We start from the raw sequence: 21,170 nt of genomic DNA on the forward strand, positions 1-21,170 counted from the left end.
GCGATCCCCGTTGTCCCCGGATCGTAAGATCGACCCGCTTTCGCGGCTCATGTTCTTGGGGCGCGCCGAAGCCGAAGTCAACGCCGCGCCCTGCCATCGAACTGCCGAACCTCGCCATCGCCACCCGAAAGGATGCGCTGCGGATTGCGGCTGAGATCCGTTACGGCCTCCTCGATGCGGCTGATCGAACGGCGGCTGTCCTGCACCAACGCCTCGACATTCGAAAGCCCCTGGCCCGAAAAACGCGCCAGATTGTCGGTGATGACGCCCAGCCGGGCATTCAACGTGTCGGCAACCTGCTTGAACGACTTCAGCGTATCCCTGGCGTCGGCCATCACGCCGTTGGCCTGCCCCGACCCGAGCAAAGTGTCGACCTTGGCGAGGATGCCGTCGACACGCACAGAAGCGTCGTTGAGCCGCTGCGCGAGTTGCTTGGCATCCTTGATCGTCTGGTCGATATCGTCGGCCCGGTCGGCGAACTTGTCGGTCACCTCAGCGATGTCGGCGGCGGCCTTGTCGGCGTTTTCGCTGGCTTTCTGGATGTTGGCCAGTGCGGAGCGGACCTGCGCTGGATCGATACCGTCGAGCACGCCATCGACCTTGGCCAGGGTGCCTTGCGTCTGCTTGGCGAAATCGTTGACGGACCCGACCGCCGTGTCGACATTCTTGATCACGCCGTCGAGCTGCGTCGACGTTTCCTTGAGATTCGCGGTTGCCGTATCGACGTTGGCGACGATGCTCTTGATCTTGTCCTTGTCGACGGCGTTGAGCAGACCTTCCGCTGCTTTCAGCGTGCCGTCGAGCTTGCCGGAAACGCCTTTCAGCTCGTCGGAGAGCGTACTGACACTGGATAGGAATTTGTCGATACCGTCCGAATTCTTGGCCAGCGCATTGGAGAATGTCTGCGCATTTTGCACAGTCTGCGTCAGCGGCCCGCGAACGTCCTTGGTGAAGCCTTCGAGCTCCGTGAGCACCTTGTCGGCGCGGGTGAAGATGTTCTGCGCAGTCTGCAGCAGATTGGTCACGGCGGAGGGGTTGGCGATGATCTCAGCGACCTTGCCTTCCTTTTCGGCCTGGTCGAGGAGCTTTACTTCCTTGGGGTCGGCGCCCTTGAGTTCAATATTGGCCTGTCCGGTGAGGCCGGCGAGGCCGATATCGGCCTGCGTCGACTTGGTGATCGGCGTCAGGCGATCGATCTCGGTGTCGGCGATGGCGACTGTCGGATTGTCGACGTCGATATAGACGCGCCTGACATCACCGACCTTGACGCCGTTGAACAGCACGAAACTACCGCGGCCAAGCCCGGAAGCCGAGCCTGGAATACGCACGCGCAGCAACGTGGTCTCGCCCTTGTCGCCGATCGCCGCCGTCCAGTAGACGAAGGCAAACGCCGCCAGGATCGCGGCCAGCGTGAAAATGCCGACAATGACGTAGTTGGCTCTGGTTTCCATTGTCCCACTTATGGCTATGCGCGCGCCGCAAGATCAAGTTGCCGGGCGCGTTTTCCGCGGAAATAGGATTTTACCCACGGCTCCTCACTCTTCAGCATGTCGTCAATGGTGCCTTCGACCAGCACTTTCTTGTTGCCGAGCACGGCCACGCGGTCGCAAGCGGTGAAAAGCGTGTCGAGATCGTGCGTCACCATATAAACCGTCAGATCCATCGTATCGCGCAGCTTGACGACCAGTTCGTCGAATTCCGCCGCACTGATCGGATCGAGGCCGGATGTCGGCTCGTCGAGGAAGACGATATCGGGGTCCAGCGCGAGCGCCCGTGCCAGCGCCGCCCGCTTGATCATGCCCCCGGAAAGTTCGGACGGGAATTTCTGCGCGGCGTCCGGCGGCAGCCCGACCAGCTCGACCTTGAGCATCGCCAGTTCGTCCATCAGCTTTCGCGGCAGGTCGAGATATTCGCGCATCGGCACCTGGACGTTTTCCAGCACCGTCAGCGCCGAAAACAGGGCGCCGTGCTGGAACAGCACGCCAAGCCGCATATCGATGCGCAGGCGCTCCACATCGCTCGCCTTCCCGACATCGACGCCGAACAGCTTGATCGTGCCCGACTGCTTGCGCGTCAGGCCGAGAATGGTTCGCAACAGGACGGATTTGCCGGCACCCGAGGCACCGACAAAGCCAAGGATCTCGCCGCGCCGGATATCGAGCGACAGCTTGTCGAGTATGAGCTTGTCGGCGAAGGAGACGGTGATGTTGTGTGCGGTCAGCACGATGTCGCTCTCGCCCGTTTGGTCCGCGACCGCCTTTGTCCTGCTGCGCACCGCCATTTTCAGAACTCGATCGCTGCGTAGAAGATGGCGAAAAGCCCGTCGAGGATGATGACGACGAAGATCGACTTCACCACCGAGGCGGTCACGTGCTGGCCGAGCGATTCCGCGCTGCCGCCGACCTTCATGCCTTCGACCGAGGCAATCGTGCCGATGATCATGGCCATGAACGGCGCCTTGATCAGGCCGGCGAAAATGGTGCTGAGATCGATGGCGACGCGCAGCCGGTCGATGAACGCGGCTGGCGCGATATCGGAGTACAGCCAAGCCGCGACGATGCCGCCGCCGAGTGCTGCGAAATTGGCGATGATGGTCAGGCACGGCAAGGCGATGACCAGCGCCACCAGGCGCGGAAAGACCAGCACGCCGATCGGGTTGAGGCCGATGACCTTCAGCGCGTCGACCTCCTCGCGCATCTTCATCGAGCCGATCTCGGCGGTGATCGCGCTGCCGGAGCGGCCGGCGATCATGATCGCCGTCATCAGCACGCCGAGCTCGCGCAGGATCAGCACGCCAACCAGGTCGACGACGAAGATATCGGCGCCGAAATAGCTGAGCTGATAGGCGCCTTGCTGGGCAACGATGGCGCCGACGATCGCCGACATCAGCACCACCACCGGTATGGCGCCGACGCCCATGCGGTCGATCTGGTTGAAGATCGCCGCCGGGTTGACGGCGTGGCCACGGCCGAGCTTCATCTGCGCGCCGCGGATGGTGGCGCCAAGGATGTTCATCGAGGCGAGGAAGTCGTCGCGCATTTCGTAGACGCGCCGGCCGACCGCCTCCAGCGCGCGAATGATGATGTTGGGCGGACCGGCGGCGCTGGATTCGGGTTCGCGCCGAACGGCCTCGCCCACCGCGTCGAGCAGGATGGTAGCGATCTCGCTTTGGCCTTGCATGCTGACCTTGACGCCCTTCTTCTCGAAGGCACTGACCAGCCGGTCAATCAGCCAGGCGCCGGCGGTATCCATCTTCTCGATATTGGAAAGATCGAGCGCCAAGGTCTTGAAACCACTTCGTTTCTCGATCTTGCGCATGTCGGCGTCGATCAGCGCGACGGTCCGTGTCGTCCAGATTCCCGAGAAGGCGCAGCCGAGAACGCCGTCCTCCTCGCCGATCGCCACGCGCGGTTCGTGGTCAGCCTCCCCCGCGGTCGTGCCGCTTGCGTCGCGCTTGCCGATGGTCAACATGGCGTCCTGTTTAGCCTGACGAAACCAAGCTGTCGATTTGCCGACTCGCCCGTTGTTGCATAGCCGGAGCAGAAAAATATGGCGCGTGTCATTTCTGTTGAAGCAGAACGTTTCCCGATCGCCGGAACCTTCACCATTTCACGCGGTTCCAAGACCGAAGCCGAAGTCATCACTTGCACGATCAGCGAGAACGGCCACACGGGTCGTGGCGAATGCGTTCCCTATAAACGCTATGGCGAGACCATGGACGGCGTGAGCGAGGCGATCGAAGCCATGCGTGAGCGGATCGCCGGCGGCATCAGCCGGAGTGCCTTGCTCGAAGCCATGCCGGCCGGAGCTGCCCGCAACGCCATCGACTGCGCCCTGTGGGACCTGGAGGCAAAGATCAGCGGTACATCGGTGGCGGCTGCCATTGGCGCCATTTCGCCACGAGCGCTTGAAACGGCCTACACGTTGTCGTTGGGCGAACCGGAGGCGATGGCGGCGCAGGCGCGCGCCAATGCGGCGCGGCCGCTGCTCAAGGTCAAGATCGGCGGCGACAACGACATCGCCCGTATCCGCGCCGTCAGGCAAGCCGCACCCGACAGCCGCATCATCCTCGACGCCAATGAGGGCTGGACCGACGACAACATCGTCGCGAACCTCGCCTTCGCCGCCAAGCAGGGCATCGCGCTGATCGAACAGCCGCTGCCGGCCGGCCACGACGAGATCCTGCGCCATATCGCGCACCCAGTGCCGATCTGCGCCGATGAAAGCGTGCATGAGGCCGGGAATCTCGAAGCGCTTGTCGGCCTCTACGATGCCGTCAACATCAAGCTCGACAAATCGGGCGGGCTGACAGCGGCATTGGTGCTACGCGATCGCGCCCGCGAACTCGGTTTCGGCGTGATGGTCGGCTGCATGGTCGGCACGTCGCTGGCGATGGCGCCGGCCGTGTTGCTCGCCCAGGATGCCGATTTCGTCGACCTCGACGGTCCGCTGCTGCTTGCCCGCGACCGTGCGCCTGGGCTCGTCTACCACGGATCGCTGGTGTCACCGCCTGATACGGCGCTGTGGGGCTGAGCGCGCCGCAAGCCCGATCAGCCCCAGTCCGATCAAGGCGATCGGGATCATGGCAAAGAAGCCATCGACGCCGAAACGGTCGTAGAGCGGGCCGGACGCCAGCGTCACCACCGCCATGAAGAAGCCGTTGGAGAAATAGGCGATGCCTTGCGCAGCACCTGTACGCTCCTCGGAGACCGTTTCGCCGATCATCTTCTGCAGGCCGATCAGCACCAGCGCCACCGAGACCGAATGCAGCGTCTGGACGCCGAAGAATCCGGCAACGCCGAGGCCGAGCGGCCAGACAAGCGGAAAGGCGATCCAGCGCACGATGGACCCGATCCCCGCCATTACCATGATCGAGACGACCGAGAACGAGCCGAAAAAGCGGGTGAACATCATGAACATACAGACTTCCGACACCACGCCCCACGCCCACAAAAGGCCGACGATCGAATCGCTGAGGCCGATCGATTTCCAATAGATGGAGACGAAGCCGTAGAGGAATGCGTGGCTGGCGGTGATGACGCCGACACCGATGGAAAAATACAGAAAATATGGGTTGAGAAGCTTCGGTGCCGCGTGCTGGATGTCGGTGGCCGACAGCGGCGAGGCACGTCGCGGACGGCCGAGACGCGGCGCCAGCAAGCCGGCGGCAAGGGCAGCGGCAAGCGATACGAAAATGATCACCGGAACAGCCCCGGAACCGGTTGCCGACAGGATGAAGCCACCGGCGACATTGGCGAACAGATAGGAGATCGAGCCCCATTTGCGCATGCTCGTATAGTTCGAGCCAAAGCGGCGCACACCCGACAGCGCCAGCGAATCGGCGATCGGCGAATGCGGCGTCCAGACAATGGTCAGCGCCAGTGAAACCGCCAGCACCATGGCGTAGGTCGGCGTCAGGAAATAACCGGCCGACAGCAGCAGCGACGCCGCCACCAGCGCGACATAGACATCGGCGCGATCCCTGGCCCTGTCTGCCAGTGCGGTCAGCAACGGCGTCGTCACCACGCGCAGGAACATCGGGGCCGCCAGAATGACGGCGATCTGCTCGGCGTGGAAACCCTTGGCCTGCAGCCACAGCGGGAAATAGGGCAGATGCGTTCCGAGCGGCACGAACAGCGTCGCGAAGATCAGGCTCATGCGCAGTTCGAAATGGCGCGGCTTGACGAGTTGTTCGGGCGAAAGCGGCGGCAGCGACATGAATCGATCCAATAACGCTGCACTCGACCGGACGGCAACGTGTGTCGATCCCTTAACATGGGCGAAAACCGGACGAAACCGGTTGGCCTAATCGATTAATCCCAAAATCCGCGGCGCGTGCCGCGTCAGGCCGCCTGCCCGACCCGGTCTTCGAGGAGCAACGGGATAAAGGGTTCGTCCGGCGCCTCGGGCAGCACCTGCGCCCAGGTCAGGATTTCCATCCGGCCGTCAAAATGCTCGACCACCGCCGTGCAGCTTTCGACCCAGTCGCCGGTGTTGATGTATTGGACATCGCCAAAATTCTCGATGGCAGCGTGATGGATATGGCCGCAGATGATGCCGTCGACATGCGACCGGCGCGCCTCTTCCGCAAGCATGGTCTGGAACGAGCCGATGAAGTTCACCGCCTTCTTGACGTTGGCCTTAGCCCATGACGAGAACGACCAGTACGGCAGGCCGAGCAGTTGGCGCAGCCGCGTCACCACGCGGTTGACCAGCATGGCCGCGTCATAGGCGTGGTCGCCGAGATAGGCGAGCCAGCGCGCATTGTGGACGACGGTGTCGAACTGGTCGCCGTGGATGACAAGCAGCCGCTTACCGTCGGCGGTCTCGTGGATGGCGCGGTCGGCAACGACGATGCCGCCGAAATGCACGCCCTGGAACTGGCGCGCGAACTCGTCATGGTTGCCGGCGATGTAGGTGATGTTGGCGCCCTTGCGCGCCTTGCGCAGCAATTTCTGCACGACGTCATTGTGGCTTTGCGGCCAGTGCCAGCTCCGCCGCAGCCGCCAGCCATCGACGATATCGCCGACCAGATAGATGATATCGGCGTCGTGATATCTAAGGAAATCGATCAGGAATTCGGCCTTGGCCGCCTTCGAGCCGAGATGAACGTCGGAAATGAACATGCTGCGGAAAGTGCGGGGCTCTTGGCCGGACATCGCGATTTCACCCTTGCTTTCGCGCAGGCTATGCCCCGATTCATGCAACAACCGTATGACGGTTGCGATTGGTCCAGCCGAAGGACTAGCTTGCCGGCGGCTCACAAGGAGAAAATCATCATGGATCTCGGCATTCGCGGAAAGAAGGCCATCGTCTGCGCTTCGAGCAAAGGGCTTGGGCGTGGTTGCGCCATGGCACTGGCCGAGGCCGGCTGCGACATCGTCGTCAACGGGCGCAATGCCGAGCTGGTGGCCAAGACCGCCGCCGAGCTGCGCGAGCGCTACGGCGTGACGGTGACCGAAGTCGTCGGCGACGTCTCGAAGCCGGAGGTGCAGAAGGCGTTGCTCGCCGCGTGCCCCGAACCGGACATCCTCGTCAACAACAATGGCGGCCCGCCACTGCGCGATTTCCGTGAACTCGATCGCGCCAAGATCCTTGAAGGCGTGACCCAGAACATGGTGACGCCGGTCGAGCTGGTTCAGGCCGTCATCGACGGCATGGCGGCGCGTGGCTTCGGCCGCATCGTCAACATCACCTCGCTGTCGGTCTACGTCCCCATCCCCGGCCTCGACCTGTCGTCCGGCGCGCGCGCCGGCCTGACCTCGTTCCTCGCCGGCGTGGCGCGAACAGTGATCGACCGCAACGTCACCATCAACAACATGCTGCCGGGCAAGCTCGACACCGACCGGCTGCGTGGCCCGCATGAGGCCGGCACGCCAGAGGATCCAGCGGCCGCCGCCGCGCGCAAGACCCGTATCAGCGCCGATGTTCCGGCCAAGCGGCTCGGCACGCCGGAGGAGTTCGGCCAGATCTGCGCCTTCCTGTGCTCGGTCCATGCCGGTTATCTGACCGGTCAGAACATACCGGTCGACGGCGGTCTCTACGTCAGCGCCTTTTGATAGACGCGCCTGCGCGCAGCAGGACTCATATGCGATGAAATCGGCATAAGCATTTGATAGATAGTGATTTTTGACGCGCCGCCGGGTAAAGCTGCCGGCGCGTCATTTAGCGTCGCGAAAAACCTTGGCCGCATGCTAAAAGGAATCTTCAGGCAGATTTCGAGGGAGTAGCCGCATGGAAGGCGAGACCAAAAAGACGGCACGTTCGGACCTCGACGAAGCCGCCCTTTACTTCCACAAGTATCCAAGACCGGGAAAGCTCGAGATCCAGGCGACCAAGCCGCTCGGCAACCAGCGCGACCTCGCGCTCGCCTATTCGCCGGGCGTCGCCGCCCCTTGTCTTGAGATCCGCGACGATCCGGCGACCGCTGCCGACTATACGGCGCGGGCCAATCTGGTCGGTGTCGTCTCCAACGGATCGGCCGTGCTCGGCCTCGGCAACATCGGTCCGCTGGCTTCCAAGCCGGTGATGGAAGGCAAGGCTGTCCTGTTCAAGAAGTTCGCCGGCATCGACGTCTTCGACATCGAGATCGACGCGCCGGGCATCGAGCGCATGGTCGAGACGATCTCGGCGCTGGAGCCGACCTTCGGCGGTATCAACCTCGAGGACATCAAGGCGCCGGAATGCTTTGAGGTGGAAGAGCAATTGAAGGCCCGCATGGGCATTCCGGTCTTCCATGACGACCAGCACGGCACCGCCATCATCGTCGCTGCCGCCGTGCTCAACGGCTTGGAATTTGCCGGCAAGACCATCTCGGACATCAAGATCGTCACCTCGGGTGCTGGTGCTGCCGCCCTTGCCTGCCTCAACCTGCTGGTCTCGCTTGGTGCGCAGGTGGAAAACATCTGGGTCACCGACCGTTTCGGCGTCGCCTACAAGGGCCGCGTCGACGAGATGGACCGCTGGAAAGACCCCTATGTGAAGGACACCGATGCGCGCACGCTGGCCGATGTCATCCCCGGCGCCGACGTCTTCCTCGGCCTCTCGGCGGCAGGCGTGCTGAAGCCGGAACTGCTGCAGCACATGGCGCCGAGGCCCCTGATCCTGGCGCTGGCCAACCCCAATCCGGAGATCATGCCGGAAGCGGCGCGCGCCGCACGTCCCGATGCGATGATCTGCACCGGCCGTTCTGATTTTCCCAATCAGGTCAACAACGTACTGTGCTTTCCTTACATCTTTCGCGGTGCACTCGACTGCGGCGCCAGCGCCATCAACGAGGAGATGAAGATGGCGGCGGTGCGGGCGATCGCGGCCCTTGCCCGCGAAGAACCCTCCGATGTCGCGGCGCGCGCCTATTCCGGCGAGACGCCGATCTTCGGGCCTGACTTCCTGATCCCTTCGCCCTTCGATCCGCGCCTGATCCTGCGCATCGCCCCGGCGGTCGCCAAGGCGGCCTGCGACACCGGCGTCGCGACACGGCCGATCACCGACTTCGCCGCCTATATCGACAAGCTCAACCGCTTCGTCTTCCGCTCCGGCCTGGTGATGAAGCCGGTGTTCTCGTCCGCCAAGGCATCGACCGCCAAGCGCGTCATCTATGCCGATGGCGAGGACGAGCGCGTGCTGCGCGCCGCCCAGGTGGTGCTCGAGGAAGGCATCGCCGAGCCGATCCTGATCGGCCGCCCGCACGTCATCGAAGTGCGCCTGAAGCGCTACGGCTTGCGCATCAAGCCCGGCGTCGATTTCGGCTTGATCAATCCGGAGGACGATCCGCGCTATCGCCATTATGTCGACCTCCTGATCGAACTCGCCGGCCGGCGCGGCGTGACAACGGAGGCCGCCCGCACCATGGTGCGCACCGACAACACGGTGATCGCCGCGCTCGCCCTGAAGCGTGGCGATGCCGATGCCATGGTCTGCGGCCTCGAAGGACGTTTCGAGCGGCATCTGCGCAACGTCACCCTGATCATCGGCCCCCGCCTCGGCATCAAGGACCACGACCTGTCGACGCTTTCGATGCTGATCTCGCAACGCGGCATCATCTTCCTGACCGACACGCACGTCACCGTCGACCCGACGGCCGAGGAGATCGCCGAGATGACGGTCCTGGCGGCGGAAGAAATCCAGCGCTTCGGCATCGAGCCGAAGGCTGCGCTGCTGTCGCATTCGGATTTCGGCTCGCGCGATTCGCCGAGCGCGCTCAAGATGCGGCAAGCGGCGGCGATCCTGGCGCGCATCGCGCCGGAGCTGGAGTGCGACGGCGAGATGCATGCGGACACAGCTTTGTCCGAGCACCTGCGCCAGCGCGTCTATCCGCATTCGCGGCTGAAGGGCGAAGCCAATCTGCTGGTGTTCCCCAACCTCGATTCGGCCAACATCACGCTGACCGCGCTCAGGACCATGATGGACGCGCTGCATGTCGGGCCGATCCTGCTCGGCACCGACATGCCGGCGCATATTTTGACGCCGTCGGTCACGTCGCGCGGCGTGGTCAACATGACGGCGCTTGCCGTGGTTGAAGCCGCCCACAAGGCACAAGCGGTCGTCAATCTGGGCTGAACACGGATTTCGCGGTAAACTGCAGTTAACCGCGAAGGCGGTAGCCTTGCGGACGGACAGGCGGAGTTTGGGCGGATGGCAAGCGGAGGGTGGAAGCAGGCGCATGCTGCCGTGCTGCTTGGTCTCTTGCTGTCCAGCAGCTGGGTAGTCGAGCCACAGGCCGCCTCGCGGGTCTGCCGCCAGTTGGAAGCCGATCTTGCCGCTGCCTCGCGCGGCGGCGGTGGTGGCCCGGCACTGATCCGGAAATACGACGCAGCCATCGAAAGGCAGCGCGAACAGATCTCGAGGGCCCGCAGCCAATCCAGCAGCGCCGGTTGCGGCTTTTCGCTGTTCAGCCGCAACGTCAGCGAATGCGCCGGGCTCAACGCCACCATCGACCGCATGAATGCCAATCTCGATGGCCTGCAGGCCAAGCGCGCCCAGCTCTCCAGCGGTGGCTCGCGCCGCGACCGTGGCCGCATCCTGGCGGCGCTCGACGCCAAGGGCTGCCGCGACGACACCGTAGCACCGCGGCGCGCGCCCCTGCAGGAAGCGAACCGCGAAGACGGCAACGCAAACCTGTTCGACCAGCTTTTCGGCGGCAACAGCCAGCAGCTCGATGCGCTCGATGAGCCTGACGATCCCGGCGAGGAGCGCAACGTCACCCGGGTGCTCAACCGGCCCGGAGTACCGGATTTTCCGAGCATCGGCGGCGAGTTCCACACCATGTGCGTGCGCACCTGCGACGGCTACTTCTTCCCGATGTCGAATGCGGCTTCCACAAGCGATTTCGAACGCGACCAGAAGAACTGCGAATCGAGCTGCCCCGGCACCGAGATGCAGGTTTTCTATTCGCGCGGCATGGATGACGATTCGGCTGACATGACGTCGTCGGTCACCGGCCGGCCCTACAGCGAATTGCCGACCGCCTATCTCTACAAGCAGTCCGACATGCCGCGGCCGCCGGCTTGCGGCTGCAACGCCGCGCAGAATTTCCAGATCATCGCCGGCAACCCGCCGAATCCTGAGCAGTCGCAGCCCGAAACGGACGCGGCACCGCTCATTCCGGTCCCGGTTTCCAAGCCCGATCCGGGTATCGATCCGGAAACCCTGGCCAATGTGGAGGGCGGACTTGACCGCGAGGCGATCAAGCGGCTTTCCGCCAAGCCGGTGACGTCGCCGGTGTCGGCCTTGCCACCGGAACAGCGTAAGGTCAGGGTCGTCGGGCCATCGTTCCTTCCCGACCCATCAGCGGCAATAGATCTGCAAGCTCCGGCCCCGAAGGCAGTCCGGTAAGGGCGAGCCTGAGCGGCATGAACAGCGCCTTGCCCTTGCGGCCGGTCGCTTCCCTGATCTTGCCCGTCCAGTCCTTCCAGACTGTCCCGTTCCAGGGTTCCTCCGGCAGCAGGTCGAAGGCCTGACCCAGGAAATCGCGGTCGTCATCGGAAAATTCCGGCCTCTCCTGCGGGCCCTCGCGCAGGGTACGCCACCATCTCGCCGCATCGGCCAGCCTGTCGAGATTGCCGCGTACCGCCAGCCAGAATGGTTCGGCCTGGTCACCCGAGACACCGAGCACGATCAGCCGGTCTTGCGCCTCGGAGAACGGCATATGGTGCAACAGCGACCGGTTGAGCACGAAGAGCTCGTCCGGATCGAACTTGGCCGCGGATTTCGATGTCGCCGCCGGATCGAAGCGTTCGGCAAGTTCGGCCATCGTCGGCACCGCCGCGACATTCTCCGAAGTGCCGACCAGCACGGCAAGCGAAGCGACGGCCATCGGCTCGATGCCGTCCTCGCGCAGGCTTTCGATGGAGAGCGCCCCGGTGCGTTTCGACAGCCCCTCGCCCGATGCCGTGGTCAAGAGGTTGTGGTGGCCGAACACCGGCGGCTCGGCAGCCAGCGCCTGGAACAGGGCGATCTGCACGCCGGTGTTGGTGACGTGGTCGTCGCCGCGGATGACATGGCTGACGCCCATCTCGATGTCGTCGACCACCGAAGGCAGCGTATAGAGATAGGTTCCGTCCTCGCGCACCAGAACCGGGTCGGAAAGCGAGGCAAGGTCGACGGTTTCCTCGCCGCGCACCAGATCGTTCCAGTGGATCTCGGTGCGTTCGGGCTGCTGCGGATCGCCAGAGAAATTGGGCAACAGGAAGCGCCAGTGCGGCCTGCGGCCATCGGCCTGGTATTCGGCGATCTGCTCCGGCGAAAGCGCCAGCGCCTCGCGGCCATAGACCGGCGGCAGGCCCCGCGTGCGGCGCACCTTGCGCCTGAGGTCGAGCTCCTCCGGCGTCTCGTAGCAGGCGTAGAGAACGCCGGCCGCCTTCAGCCTCTCGACCGCCGCGTCATAGACCTCGAAGCGCCGCGACTGGTATTCGGTGGCATCCGGGAAAATGCCGAGCCAATGCAAATCGTAGAGGATGGCGTCGGAGAATTCCTGCTTCGAGCGGGCAATGTCGGTGTCATCGAAACGCTGGATGAAGCGGCCCTTGTTGTTCATGGCAAACAGCCAGTTGAACAAAGCGGTGCGCGCATTGCCGATATGGATGCGGCCGGTTGGCGACGGTGCGAAACGAACGGTAACTGTCATGAGCGGGGCGTACCGGATGCTTTTGTGATTGACAAGACGCGCCCCCCGCGCGGTGCGGCAGACATAGAACAGGACGCGTGCAATGAAAAGACCGGGGCGGCGTGCGCCTCGGGCGGCGCATAGGCGGCGGCCAGTCCGGCGGCGCCCACCATGACCGAGCGCAACCAGCCGGTGGAAGCCGACGCCGGCCGAGATAATGATGCCGCTCGGTCCTGCCGCCATAGGTCAACTCGTAGCGGGCCGAGACATGCGTGCTGGCGCCGACGAACAGGTCGTTGAAGGCGATCAGCGGCCGAAGTCGTCGGAACTGAGGCGGGTCCAGCGGTCGCCGATCAACCCACCGATAAAGATGTCGCCGGAGCGGACGGCTTCCGTGACCTCAGCAATTCGCGAGCGGACCATCGTCCCCCCGGCATAGCGGAAGAAGACATTCTTGTAGCCGAAGAGTTGAGGCATGAATCTGCTCTGCGTCTGCCCGGTGATGCCCACGCAACCCATATCCCACGCGGCCGCGATAAGGCCATCCAGAGTTGCGCCCCAGTGAGATCCGGACGCCTGGATTTGCAACAGGCTCGCGATGTCGCCAGCTTGACCGTAGAAGGCATAACAACCGAGCATTTTGCCCGTTTCGTCGTAAGTCCCACCGAAATGAAGTGGGCCGTCGGCCCGCTTCTCGGCCGCCAGCGCAAGCAGCCGTGGCAGCTCACCATCCTTCCAACTCGGCCGAAGAGAGTAATCGGACAGGAGGGTCGGCAGCCGCTCGGCAAATTGCGCGGCATCGATCGGCTCACGGTGGACCCGCTGCGACGATGAAAGCTGGACGGGGGACCCGAACCTTCTTTTCGCAAGAGCATCGAAAGCTCTCGCGCAGGGATCGAGTGCCAAGCGAGGCAGGCCGGGCCATTTACGGTGCAGTGCGGCGGCGGCCATCGCGGCCGGCCGGAAAATACAGGTCCATCCCAGACAATGCACCGGCAGGAGCTGATACTTCATCGGGCGCGCGAAGGCCAAAGATGTCCGGTTGGCCGAATCGGTCAGATGCAGATCGAATTCGCCTTGATGCACGGCTCGCAGCAATTGCGGTCCGGCCGAGCCGTCATCGGTGCCGGGGTCGGCCATGAGCGGACCGATGATCGCCGCATTCAATGCCGCTCCGTTGAGCTCGTAGCGGGCTTTCAGGACGCCGAGGAACCCACCCAGACGACCCTGCCGGTTGATCTGGACAAGAGCGTTGCTCGCACCGGACTGGCCGGCAGGGTCAAGATAAATCTCTCTCATATACTCGGCCGTCTCCGCGATCGCGCGATCGAGGAGATGACGCCGCCGCCGGCGAAACTTCGTCAGGAAGAGTGCGGCGACGCGCTCGAGATCTTCGGCAGCGAGCGGCCGAACCGAACCGTGTTGAGATTCCAGCACCGACGGCGCAGCCACCTTTTCCGGACCGGCATTTGCGGACACAAGATGCATCGTGAAGCCTGTAGAAGGTCGTCTGCCGCAGGGTGAAATCCAGCACAGGTTAATCGGATTCCAGGATATGCATAGACCGTCTTTGGGTTGCCTGGAGTAAATGTATACAAACCAGTGGTAGAAACAACGTAAACAAGACGTCTCAAAACTCAGGATCTGGAAAAACACTGGATGCCGCTTCGCGTCACTCCAACCGACTGACGAAAGGGGCGCGCTGTTGCAACCGCAGAGTTGACAGGCGGCTCATAGCGCCTCTGACTGAAGTGGCCTCCGGCCGAAGCCGGAGGCCACTTCAGTCAGATGACCAGGCCCTTGGTCAGTTCGAGTGCCTGTCGTTCGAACAGGCGGCGATAGATGCCGCCCTTCAGCCGGATGAGCTCGTCATGCGAGCCTTCCTCGACGATTCTGCCGCGATCGAAGACCAGCAGCCTGTCGAGCGCCCGCACCGTCGAAAGCCGGTGCGCGATGACCAGCGTCGTGCGGCCGACCATCAGCCGTTCCATCGCCTGCTGGATCAGCACCTCCGATTCCGAATCGAGGCTCGATGTCGCCTCGTCGAGGATCAGGATGCGCGCATCGGCAAGGAAAGCGCGCGCGATCGCCACGCGCTGACGCTCGCCGCCCGACAGTTTCACGCCGCGTTCGCCGACCAGCGTCCCGTAACCCTTCGGCAGGTTGGCGATGAAGTCGTGCGCACTCGCCAGCCGCGCGGCATGCTCGATCTCATCTTGCGTCGCTGTCGGCCGGGCATAGGCAATGTTCTCGGCCAGCGACCGGTGGAACAGGATCGGTTCCTGCTGGACGATGGCGATCTGCCCGCGCAGCGACGCCTGCGCCACCTGCGAGATGTCCTGGCCATCGACCAGGATTTTTCCCGCATTCACGTCATAGAGCCGCTGGATCAGCTTGACGAAAGTCGTCTTGCCCGAACCCGAATGGCCGACGAGCCCGACACGTTCGCCCGGCGCGATATCAACCGAAAAGTCACGGTAAAGCGCCAATCGGTGACTGCCGTAGTGAAAGGTGACGTTGTCGAAGCGGATAGCCCCTTGCTTGATCCGGATCGGCTTGGCGCCAGGCCGGTCCTCGATGCCAAGCGGTTCGGACTGGAAATCGACCAGTTCCTCCATGTCGTTGATCGAGCGTTGCAAATTGCGGATATGGGTGCCGATATCCCTCAGATAGCCCTGCAGAACGAAAAACGAGGTCAGCACGAAGGCGACGTCACCGGCGCTCGCTTGCCCCCACGACCACAGCATCAACGCCAGGCCGATCACCGCGGCTCTCATGACCAGCAGCAGCGCCCCTTGCGTGGTGCCGTTGATGGTGCCGCGCACCCAGGTGCGCCGCGTGCGCGCACGCCATTTGGCGACGACCCGGGCAAGGCGGCGCTCCTCGCGCTCCTCGGCGCCAAAACCCTTGACCACGGCGTTGCAGCTGACTGCGTCGGCCAGCGAACCGCCGAGGCGCGTGTCCCAGGTGTTGGCGAGCCTTGCCGCCGGTGCGACATAGCCGAGCGACAGCATCGCCGTCACCGTGATGAACAGCACCGAGCCAGCAGCAACGACAGCACCCATCAGCGGCCAGAACCAGCCAAGCAGCAGCGTCGAGCCGACCAGCATGACGACCGACGGCAGCAGCGCGATGAGGATCGTGTCGTTGAGCAGGTCGAGCGCCCACATGCCGCGCGTCACCTTGCGCACGGTCGAACCGGCAAAGCTGTTGGCGTGCCAGTCGGTGGAAAAGCGCTGGACGCGATGGAAGGCGTCAGCGGCGATATCCGCCATCATCTTCAGCGTCAGCTCGACGATCGCCATGAAGGCAAGGTTGCGCAGCACGACGCCGGTCAGCGCCAGGGCCAGCAGCATCGAAAATGCCGTCATCGCGGCATTCCAGGCAATTGCGTCGGCGCCGGCGCTGCTGGCGACGGCGTCGACCAGCCGACCGGAATAGAGCGGCGTCAAGACGTCGGCCAGCGTCGACAGCAGGAAGCCGCCCATGATGAGCGAAAGCCGCCACGGCTGACGCCGCCAATGGGTGAGCGTGAAACCAAGAACGCTGCGAAAGGCGCTCGCGCGCAAATCGATTCTAAAACGAGCCATGATGTCATTCGGGCGCAAACGAGCCCGATCCCAGTAAAATCGAAAATTGAAGAAGCCGCGCAAGGGGCTAATGATGGCCCAGAATGCGGAGTGGCATATTTGGCGTCTCGCCCGTAATCGGGCGGCGACCGGCATCGGCATAAGCCTGTGCTCAATCCGGCATAGGCGCGAGGACAAAACCCTCGCGGAACGCCGGATGAGACCTAGGCTTCGCGGCCTCGCATTACCATTTGAAATACTGCCATTCGGACCTCCCGCAAGTGAATCGCGGAACGGTCCTTATAGAGACGCCACGATGCATCGCCAAGATCGGCTCACGCCAAAAGTCTATCTGCCCCAAGCACTGAGGTTATTTTGCAACAACAGGCTGATGTCGCCCCGGCTGCATGTTCTTCATCACGGAGTGCGATCGAGCCGGTCCACGACCGGTATCTAGCCGCGATCCCTGAAACGGTTGGTGATGGGATAGCGTCGGTCGCGGCCAAAATTCTTCCTGGTGATCTTCACGCCGGGTGCAGCTTGCCGGCGCTTGTATTCGGCGATGTAGAGCAGGTGCTCGATGCGTGTCACCGTCGCCCGGTCGTGACCGCGTGCGACGATGTCGTCGACCCCCATCTCGTTCTCGACCAGGCATTCGAGGATATCGTCCAGCACCGGATAGGGCGGCAGCGTATCCTGGTCGGTCTGGTTCTCGCGCAATTCCGCCGACGGCGCCTTGTCGATGATGTTCTTGGGGATCACCTCGCCGGAAGGCCCGAGCGCGCCCGGCGGCACGTGGCTGTTGCGCCAGCGCGACAGCGCGTAGACCTGCATCTTGTAGAGGTCCTTTATCGGATTGAAGCCGCCGTTCATGTCGCCGTAGAGCGTGGCATAACCGACCGACATCTCGCTCTTGTTGCCCGTCGTGACGACCATCGAGCCGAACTTGTTGGAGATCGCCATCAGGATGGTGCCGCGCGCGCGGCTCTGCAAATTCTCCTCGGTGATGCCTTCCTTGGTGCCCTCGAAAAGCTGCGTCAGCGTGTGCAGGAAGCCCTCGACCGGCTCGAAGATCGGCACGATGTCATAGCGGCAGCCGAGCGCGCGGGCGCAATCCTCGGCATCTTTCAGCGAGTCCTTCGAGGTGTAGCGGTAGGGCATCATCACCGCGCGCAGGCGTTCCTCGCCAAGCGCATCGACGGCAAGGGCGGCGCAGATCGCCGAGTCGATGCCGCCGGAAAGGCCGAGCACGACATTCTTGAAACCGTTCTTGTTGACGTAGTCGCGCAGGCCAAGCATGCAGGCGCGGTAGTCGGCCTCCTCCCTGTCCGGGATCTTCGACATCGGCCCTTCCGAGCAGACCCAGCCGCCATCCGTTCGTTTCCAGGTGGTAACGTCGACCGCCTCCTCGAACTGACTCATCTGGAAGGCCAGCGTCTTGTCGGCGCCGATGGCAAACGACGCACCGTCGAAGATCAGCTCGTCCTGGCCGCCGAGCTGGTTGGCGTAGATCATCGGCAGCCCGCATTCGATGACCTGGCGAATGACGACCTGGTGGCGGACATCGATCTTGGTGCGATAATAGGGCGAGCCGTTCGGTACCAGCAGGATTTCGGCCCCGCTTTCGGCCAGCGTCTCGCAGATGCCGACATCGCCCCAGATGTCTTCGCAGATCGGAATTCCGATCCGCACGCCGCGGAAATTGACCGGCCCCTGGATCTCGGGTCCGGCCTGGAAGACGCGCTTCTCGTCGAATTCGCCGTAGTTCGGTAAATCGAGCTTGTAGCGCTCGGCGATGATCTTGCCGCCATCGGCGAAGATGATCGAATTGTGCGTGCCGCTCTTGCGCTTCAGCGGCGTGCCGATGATGACGCCCGGGCCGCCATCGGCGGTATCGGCGGCAAAGTCCTGTGCCGCCTTTTCGCAGGCTTTCAGGAAGGCCGGCTTCAGCACCAGGTCCTCCGGCGGATAACCGGCGAGGAAAAGCTCGGTAAAGAGCACGAGATCGGCACCCTGGCGGGCGGCATCCGCCCTCGCCTCGCGCGCCTTGGCGAGATTGCCTGATATGTCGCCGACAGTCGGATTGAGCTGGGCGACGGCGATGCGCAGGATGTCGAGCTTCTTGGTCATGCCTGCTGACTTAGCGCGGCAAAATTCGCCGGGCAACGGCGTTCGTTTGGACCAATCCAGACCGAATGTCATATGTCATTCGTGTCCAGACCGAGTGTCAGATCATAGTGGGCGACCAGGGATCAGTCGTCGCCCATATATTCGCGCAACGCTTCCGGCGAATGGTTGTCGCCGATCGACATCGCCAGGATGCGCGAAATATGCCGGCGCGGCAGACCCGTGTCCGCCGCCCACTGATTGATCTGCCTCTGGATCTTGTCGAGATCCTTCTTCGAGGTCGGGCTTTCGGCGATGTCGAGGCCGGCGTCGCGCAGTGCGGCCGCCATATCACCCGAAATGACGAAGGCATCCCAGCCCAGCCAGCGCAAGAAATACTGGCCCGTGTTGCCGCCGAGCCGGCTGCCATGCTTGCCGAGATACGCCATCAGGCCGACCTGATCGTCCGCCGGCCAGTCGGCAAGGAATTTGCCGAAACCGCCATATTCCCCAGACACGCGCTCGACGAAGGCAGCATTGTCGCGCACCGATCTGATCTTCTACGGATTGCGCACAATGCGCTGATCGGAAGCCAGATCGTGCCAGAAATCGTCGGGCTGGAACAACAGCCGCTTCGGCTCGAAGCGGAGGAAGGCCTCTTCGAAGCCCGGCCATTTCTGTTCGATGACGCGCCAGACGAAACCGGCGGCAAAGACGCGCTCGGCCATCGTTGACAGAATACGGTCATCGGTGATGTCAGCCACGGCGGCACTGTCGGGCGCCGGCCCCAAAAGCGACGAAAGCTCTGCCTCGCCGCCCTTGCGTTTTGCCGCACGCAGGCGAATTTTCTGAAAATCGGCCATCGATCCCTCGCTGTTCGCCACAATGTAACACTTCCCGTGAGAGCCGGCAGCCTCTACCTCTTATGGCAAGCCAAGACCCTGGAGACGGCCATGAACAAGACGATCGACGACCTGGCGAACCGCTGGCTCAAGCGACGGCCGGACGGCCTCAGCCAGCTCGAAAGCCGTGTGCTGCAATCGACACTCGAACGCACCACCATCTCGCGGGACACCAACAAGGCCGTCGCCTTCCATCAGACCTTTGGCGACCGCCTTGCCGATACGATTGCCCGCATCGGCGGCTCGTGGTCCTTCATCCTGACCTTCATCGCGTTCCTGATCCTGTGGACCGTTGGCAATGTCTGGCTCCTGTCGCGCGACGCCTTCGACCCCTACCCGTTCATCTTCCTCAACCTCGTGCTGTCGATGGTCGCCGCCTTGCAGGCGCCGGTGATCATGATGGCGCAGAACCGCCAGACCGAACGCGACCGCATCGACGCCGCCCACGATTACGAGGTCAACCTGAAGGCGGAGATCGAGATCATGGCGCTGCATGAAAAGCTGGACGAACTCCGCCACGGCCAGATCCTCGGCATGCGCGACGAGCTCGTGCGACTGGCCGACCTCGTCAAGCGGATCGACGAAAGGCTTTCGCAGCAGCAGCCGTCTTCATGACCGAAACGATCCATCACCTCATCGAACAATACGGCCTGCTTGCCGTCTTCCTCGGCTGTGTCGCGGAAGGTGAAAGTGCGGCCATCCTCGGCGGCTTCTTCGCGCACCAGCAAGTCTTCGTGCTGTGGCATAGCGTCCTCGCGGCCGCCCTTGGCGCCTTCGTCGGCGACACCTTCTTCTTCATTCTTGGACGAAGCTTTGCCGACCATCCCTATGTCGTCAGATTGCGCAAGCGGCCCGGCTTTCGCCGTGCCTTTCGCCTGCTCAACACCCATCCCGACATTTTCGTGCTGTCGAACCGCTACGCCTACGGCATGCGCCTTGTCGGCGGCATCGCGGCCGGCCTTTCCAACATCGCGGCGCTGCGTTTCGTCATCCTCAACGCCATTTCATCGGTGATTTGGGCGGTGCTGTTCAGCACGATTGGCTATGTCTTTGGATTGGGGGCCGAACACTTCATCGGCCAGGCGTTGATGCGTCACGAGCGGTTGCTGGTCGGGCTTGGCATCGGTCTGACGGTGGCGATCCTTGCCTGGTTCGTCGCCCGGCATGTCGCCAGGAAAGAACGTGCCAGGGAGAGTTGAGGTCTTTAGAGCAATTCCAGGAAAAGTGTGAAACGGTTTTCCGTCCGGAATTGCGTCAAAACAAAGAGATAGAGCGGTTCTGCGTTTCCGTGAAACGATGAACCGCTCTAGTTTGCATGCATGTCGTTGTCCCAAAACCGCTACGCACTTTTGGGCGACATGCATCAGTCGATACCGAGCGCCTGATCACCCCGATCGAGGATCAGCGGGATGATCAAATCTTCCTCGTCGGCAAGATGCCGGGTCAGCATGTCGATCAGCCGGCTGTTTTCGTCGGCATAGGCGTCGGCGGCGAAGCGCTGTCTGTCCTCGCTCTCCTGAAGCGTCTTGATGAAGGCGTTGGCGGCCTCGGCATTGCGCTCCAGTCCTTCATGGATGGTGTGATGGTCGGCATCGAGGATCTCGAAACCGCGCTTCAGCCGCGTCTCCGCCTTGGCGAAGACCGGAAAATAATGATGATCCTCGACATTGTGGTGACCATCGAGATTGCCGAGAAAATGGTTGAGGCGTGGCGCGAACCAGCGCGCGAAGTCGGGCGCCGTCAGCCTGCCCTGGCGGTAGTCGCCAATGCCGTTGGCCAGCATGCCGCCGAGTTCGCGGAACATGTCGTGCCGCTGCAGCCACATATTGGCGATGCCGTGGATGTTGGCGTGGCCCTGCCAGTTTTCACGCGGGTATTTTTCGGCCAGCCAGCGCAGATCGTCCGGCAGGCCGGCTCGCTCAAGCAGGGGGAAATCAGCGGCGTCCGACATGACAGTCTCCTTTGGTAACCGTCATATAGGAGCTGGTA

General features: G+C 63.0%; 16 protein-coding genes and 1 pseudogene. 6 read left to right on the forward strand and 11 right to left on the reverse strand.

What is annotated here, in order from left to right:
- Positions 1-77: 77 nt before the first annotated feature.
- The 3 genes from ACFFNA_RS07805 to ACFFNA_RS07815 are packed head-to-tail and all read right to left on the reverse strand — an operon-like array spanning position 78 to position 3,471.
- On the reverse strand, positions 78-1,451 hold the full coding sequence (locus ACFFNA_RS07805) for an MlaD family protein (RefSeq protein ID WP_378917155.1): 1,374 nt from the start codon (positions 1,449-1,451) through the stop codon (positions 78-80).
- A 14-nt stretch (positions 1,452-1,465) separates the two neighbouring features.
- Complete coding sequence (locus tag ACFFNA_RS07810; protein ID WP_378917157.1) at positions 1,466-2,281, reverse strand: ABC transporter ATP-binding protein; 816 nt, start codon at positions 2,279-2,281, stop codon at positions 1,466-1,468.
- A 2-nt stretch (positions 2,282-2,283) separates the two neighbouring features.
- Positions 2,284-3,471, reverse strand: a complete 1,188-nt coding sequence (locus ACFFNA_RS07815; protein WP_378917158.1) for an MlaE family ABC transporter permease — start codon at positions 3,469-3,471, stop codon at positions 2,284-2,286.
- 78 nt (positions 3,472-3,549) lie between these two features.
- Between ACFFNA_RS07815 and dgcA the strand changes: the two genes are divergently transcribed.
- A complete protein-coding gene (dgcA, locus tag ACFFNA_RS07820) occupies positions 3,550-4,533 on the forward strand; it encodes an N-acetyl-D-Glu racemase DgcA (protein WP_378917160.1) in 984 nt (327 codons plus the stop codon).
- On the opposite strand, the gene ACFFNA_RS07825 is transcribed toward dgcA, so the two are convergent.
- Positions 4,504-5,718: an MFS transporter gene (locus tag ACFFNA_RS07825; protein WP_378917162.1), complete on the reverse strand. Its 1,215-nt coding sequence runs from the start codon at positions 5,716-5,718 to the stop codon at positions 4,504-4,506. The two genes, dgcA and ACFFNA_RS07825, sit on opposite strands and share 30 nt — an antisense overlap.
- A gap of 125 nt (positions 5,719-5,843) precedes the next feature.
- A complete protein-coding gene (locus ACFFNA_RS07830; RefSeq protein ID WP_111546660.1) occupies positions 5,844-6,659 on the reverse strand; it encodes a UDP-2,3-diacylglucosamine diphosphatase in 816 nt (271 codons plus the stop codon).
- A 120-nt stretch (positions 6,660-6,779) separates the two neighbouring features.
- Between ACFFNA_RS07830 and ACFFNA_RS07835 the strand changes: the two genes are divergently transcribed.
- The 3 genes from ACFFNA_RS07835 (at position 6,780) to ACFFNA_RS07845 (ending at position 11,334) form a co-directional block, all read left to right on the forward strand.
- On the forward strand, positions 6,780-7,559 hold the full coding sequence (locus ACFFNA_RS07835) for an SDR family oxidoreductase (protein WP_111546659.1): 780 nt from the start codon (positions 6,780-6,782) through the stop codon (positions 7,557-7,559).
- A gap of 175 nt (positions 7,560-7,734) precedes the next feature.
- Positions 7,735-10,059: an NADP-dependent malic enzyme gene (locus ACFFNA_RS07840; RefSeq protein ID WP_378917164.1), complete on the forward strand. Its 2,325-nt coding sequence runs from the start codon at positions 7,735-7,737 to the stop codon at positions 10,057-10,059.
- Between the two features lie 75 nt (positions 10,060-10,134).
- A complete protein-coding gene (locus ACFFNA_RS07845; protein WP_378917166.1) occupies positions 10,135-11,334 on the forward strand; it encodes a DUF2865 domain-containing protein in 1,200 nt (399 codons plus the stop codon).
- Here ACFFNA_RS07845 and gltX read toward each other — a convergent pair.
- The 5 genes and pseudogenes from gltX to ACFFNA_RS07870 all read right to left on the reverse strand — a co-directional run bounded on the left by gltX (position 11,252) and on the right by ACFFNA_RS07870 (position 19,142).
- On the reverse strand, positions 11,252-12,625 hold the full coding sequence (gene gltX, locus ACFFNA_RS07850; protein ID WP_378917168.1) for a glutamate--tRNA ligase: 1,374 nt from the start codon (positions 12,623-12,625) through the stop codon (positions 11,252-11,254). The two genes, ACFFNA_RS07845 and gltX, sit on opposite strands and share 83 nt — an antisense overlap.
- 285 nt (positions 12,626-12,910) lie before the next feature.
- The gene (locus ACFFNA_RS07855; RefSeq protein ID WP_378917170.1) at positions 12,911-14,092 is read right to left on the reverse strand and encodes a hypothetical protein; all 1,182 of its coding nucleotides are present in this window, start codon (positions 14,090-14,092) and stop codon (positions 12,911-12,913) included.
- A gap of 296 nt (positions 14,093-14,388) precedes the next feature.
- A complete protein-coding gene (locus tag ACFFNA_RS07860; RefSeq protein ID WP_378917172.1) occupies positions 14,389-16,194 on the reverse strand; it encodes an ABC transporter ATP-binding protein in 1,806 nt (601 codons plus the stop codon).
- A gap of 432 nt (positions 16,195-16,626) precedes the next feature.
- Entirely contained in the window at positions 16,627-18,303 is a 1,677-nt protein-coding gene (locus ACFFNA_RS07865; protein ID WP_378917174.1) for an NAD+ synthase, read from the reverse strand.
- Positions 18,304-18,425: 122 nt separating this feature from the next.
- A pseudogene (locus tag ACFFNA_RS07870) lies at positions 18,426-19,142 on the reverse strand (DNA-3-methyladenine glycosylase I).
- Between the two features lie 90 nt (positions 19,143-19,232).
- On the opposite strand from ACFFNA_RS07870, the gene ACFFNA_RS07875 reads away from it, so the two are divergent.
- A complete protein-coding gene (locus ACFFNA_RS07875) occupies positions 19,233-19,796 on the forward strand; it encodes a DUF1003 domain-containing protein (RefSeq protein ID WP_378917176.1) in 564 nt (187 codons plus the stop codon).
- Positions 19,793-20,380: a DedA family protein gene (locus ACFFNA_RS07880; protein ID WP_378917178.1), complete on the forward strand. Its 588-nt coding sequence runs from the start codon at positions 19,793-19,795 to the stop codon at positions 20,378-20,380. The genes ACFFNA_RS07875 and ACFFNA_RS07880 overlap by 4 nt, the downstream gene beginning before the upstream one ends.
- Positions 20,381-20,544: 164 nt before the next feature.
- On the opposite strand, the gene ACFFNA_RS07885 is transcribed toward ACFFNA_RS07880, so the two are convergent.
- On the reverse strand, positions 20,545-21,132 hold the full coding sequence (locus tag ACFFNA_RS07885) for a hemerythrin domain-containing protein (RefSeq protein ID WP_378917180.1): 588 nt from the start codon (positions 21,130-21,132) through the stop codon (positions 20,545-20,547).
- Positions 21,133-21,170 lie beyond the last annotated feature (38 nt).

It is taken from the genome of Mesorhizobium kowhaii (assembly GCF_042431665.1).
GTDB classification, from domain to species: domain Bacteria; phylum Pseudomonadota; class Alphaproteobacteria; order Rhizobiales; family Rhizobiaceae; genus Mesorhizobium; species Mesorhizobium kowhaii.

What these genes read in the sequence shown, in the direction of transcription:
- ACFFNA_RS07805 (WP_378917155.1), bottom strand. Translation starts at nt 1,451, where the DNA reads ATGGAAACCAGAGCCAACTACGTCATTGTCGGCATTTTCACGCTGGCC.
- ACFFNA_RS07810 (WP_378917157.1), bottom strand. Translation starts at nt 2,281, where the DNA reads ATGGCGGTGCGCAGCAGGACAAAGGCGGTCGCGGACCAAACGGGCGAG.
- ACFFNA_RS07815 (WP_378917158.1), bottom strand. Translation starts at nt 3,471, where the DNA reads ATGTTGACCATCGGCAAGCGCGACGCAAGCGGCACGACCGCGGGGGAG.
- dgcA (WP_378917160.1), top strand. Translation starts at nt 3,550, where the DNA reads ATGGCGCGTGTCATTTCTGTTGAAGCAGAACGTTTCCCGATCGCCGGA.
- ACFFNA_RS07825 (WP_378917162.1), bottom strand. Translation starts at nt 5,718, where the DNA reads ATGTCGCTGCCGCCGCTTTCGCCCGAACAACTCGTCAAGCCGCGCCAT.
- ACFFNA_RS07830 (WP_111546660.1), bottom strand. Translation starts at nt 6,659, where the DNA reads ATGTCCGGCCAAGAGCCCCGCACTTTCCGCAGCATGTTCATTTCCGAC.
- ACFFNA_RS07835 (WP_111546659.1), top strand. Translation starts at nt 6,780, where the DNA reads ATGGATCTCGGCATTCGCGGAAAGAAGGCCATCGTCTGCGCTTCGAGC.
- ACFFNA_RS07840 (WP_378917164.1), top strand. Translation starts at nt 7,735, where the DNA reads ATGGAAGGCGAGACCAAAAAGACGGCACGTTCGGACCTCGACGAAGCC.
- ACFFNA_RS07845 (WP_378917166.1), top strand. Translation starts at nt 10,135, where the DNA reads ATGGCAAGCGGAGGGTGGAAGCAGGCGCATGCTGCCGTGCTGCTTGGT.
- gltX (WP_378917168.1), bottom strand. Translation starts at nt 12,625, where the DNA reads ATGACAGTTACCGTTCGTTTCGCACCGTCGCCAACCGGCCGCATCCAT.
- ACFFNA_RS07855 (WP_378917170.1), bottom strand. Translation starts at nt 14,092, where the DNA reads ATGCATCTTGTGTCCGCAAATGCCGGTCCGGAAAAGGTGGCTGCGCCG.
- ACFFNA_RS07860 (WP_378917172.1), bottom strand. Translation starts at nt 16,194, where the DNA reads ATGGCTCGTTTTAGAATCGATTTGCGCGCGAGCGCCTTTCGCAGCGTT.
- ACFFNA_RS07865 (WP_378917174.1), bottom strand. Translation starts at nt 18,303, where the DNA reads ATGACCAAGAAGCTCGACATCCTGCGCATCGCCGTCGCCCAGCTCAAT.
- ACFFNA_RS07875 (WP_378917176.1), top strand. Translation starts at nt 19,233, where the DNA reads ATGAACAAGACGATCGACGACCTGGCGAACCGCTGGCTCAAGCGACGG.
- ACFFNA_RS07880 (WP_378917178.1), top strand. Translation starts at nt 19,793, where the DNA reads ATGACCGAAACGATCCATCACCTCATCGAACAATACGGCCTGCTTGCC.
- ACFFNA_RS07885 (WP_378917180.1), bottom strand. Translation starts at nt 21,132, where the DNA reads ATGTCGGACGCCGCTGATTTCCCCCTGCTTGAGCGAGCCGGCCTGCCG.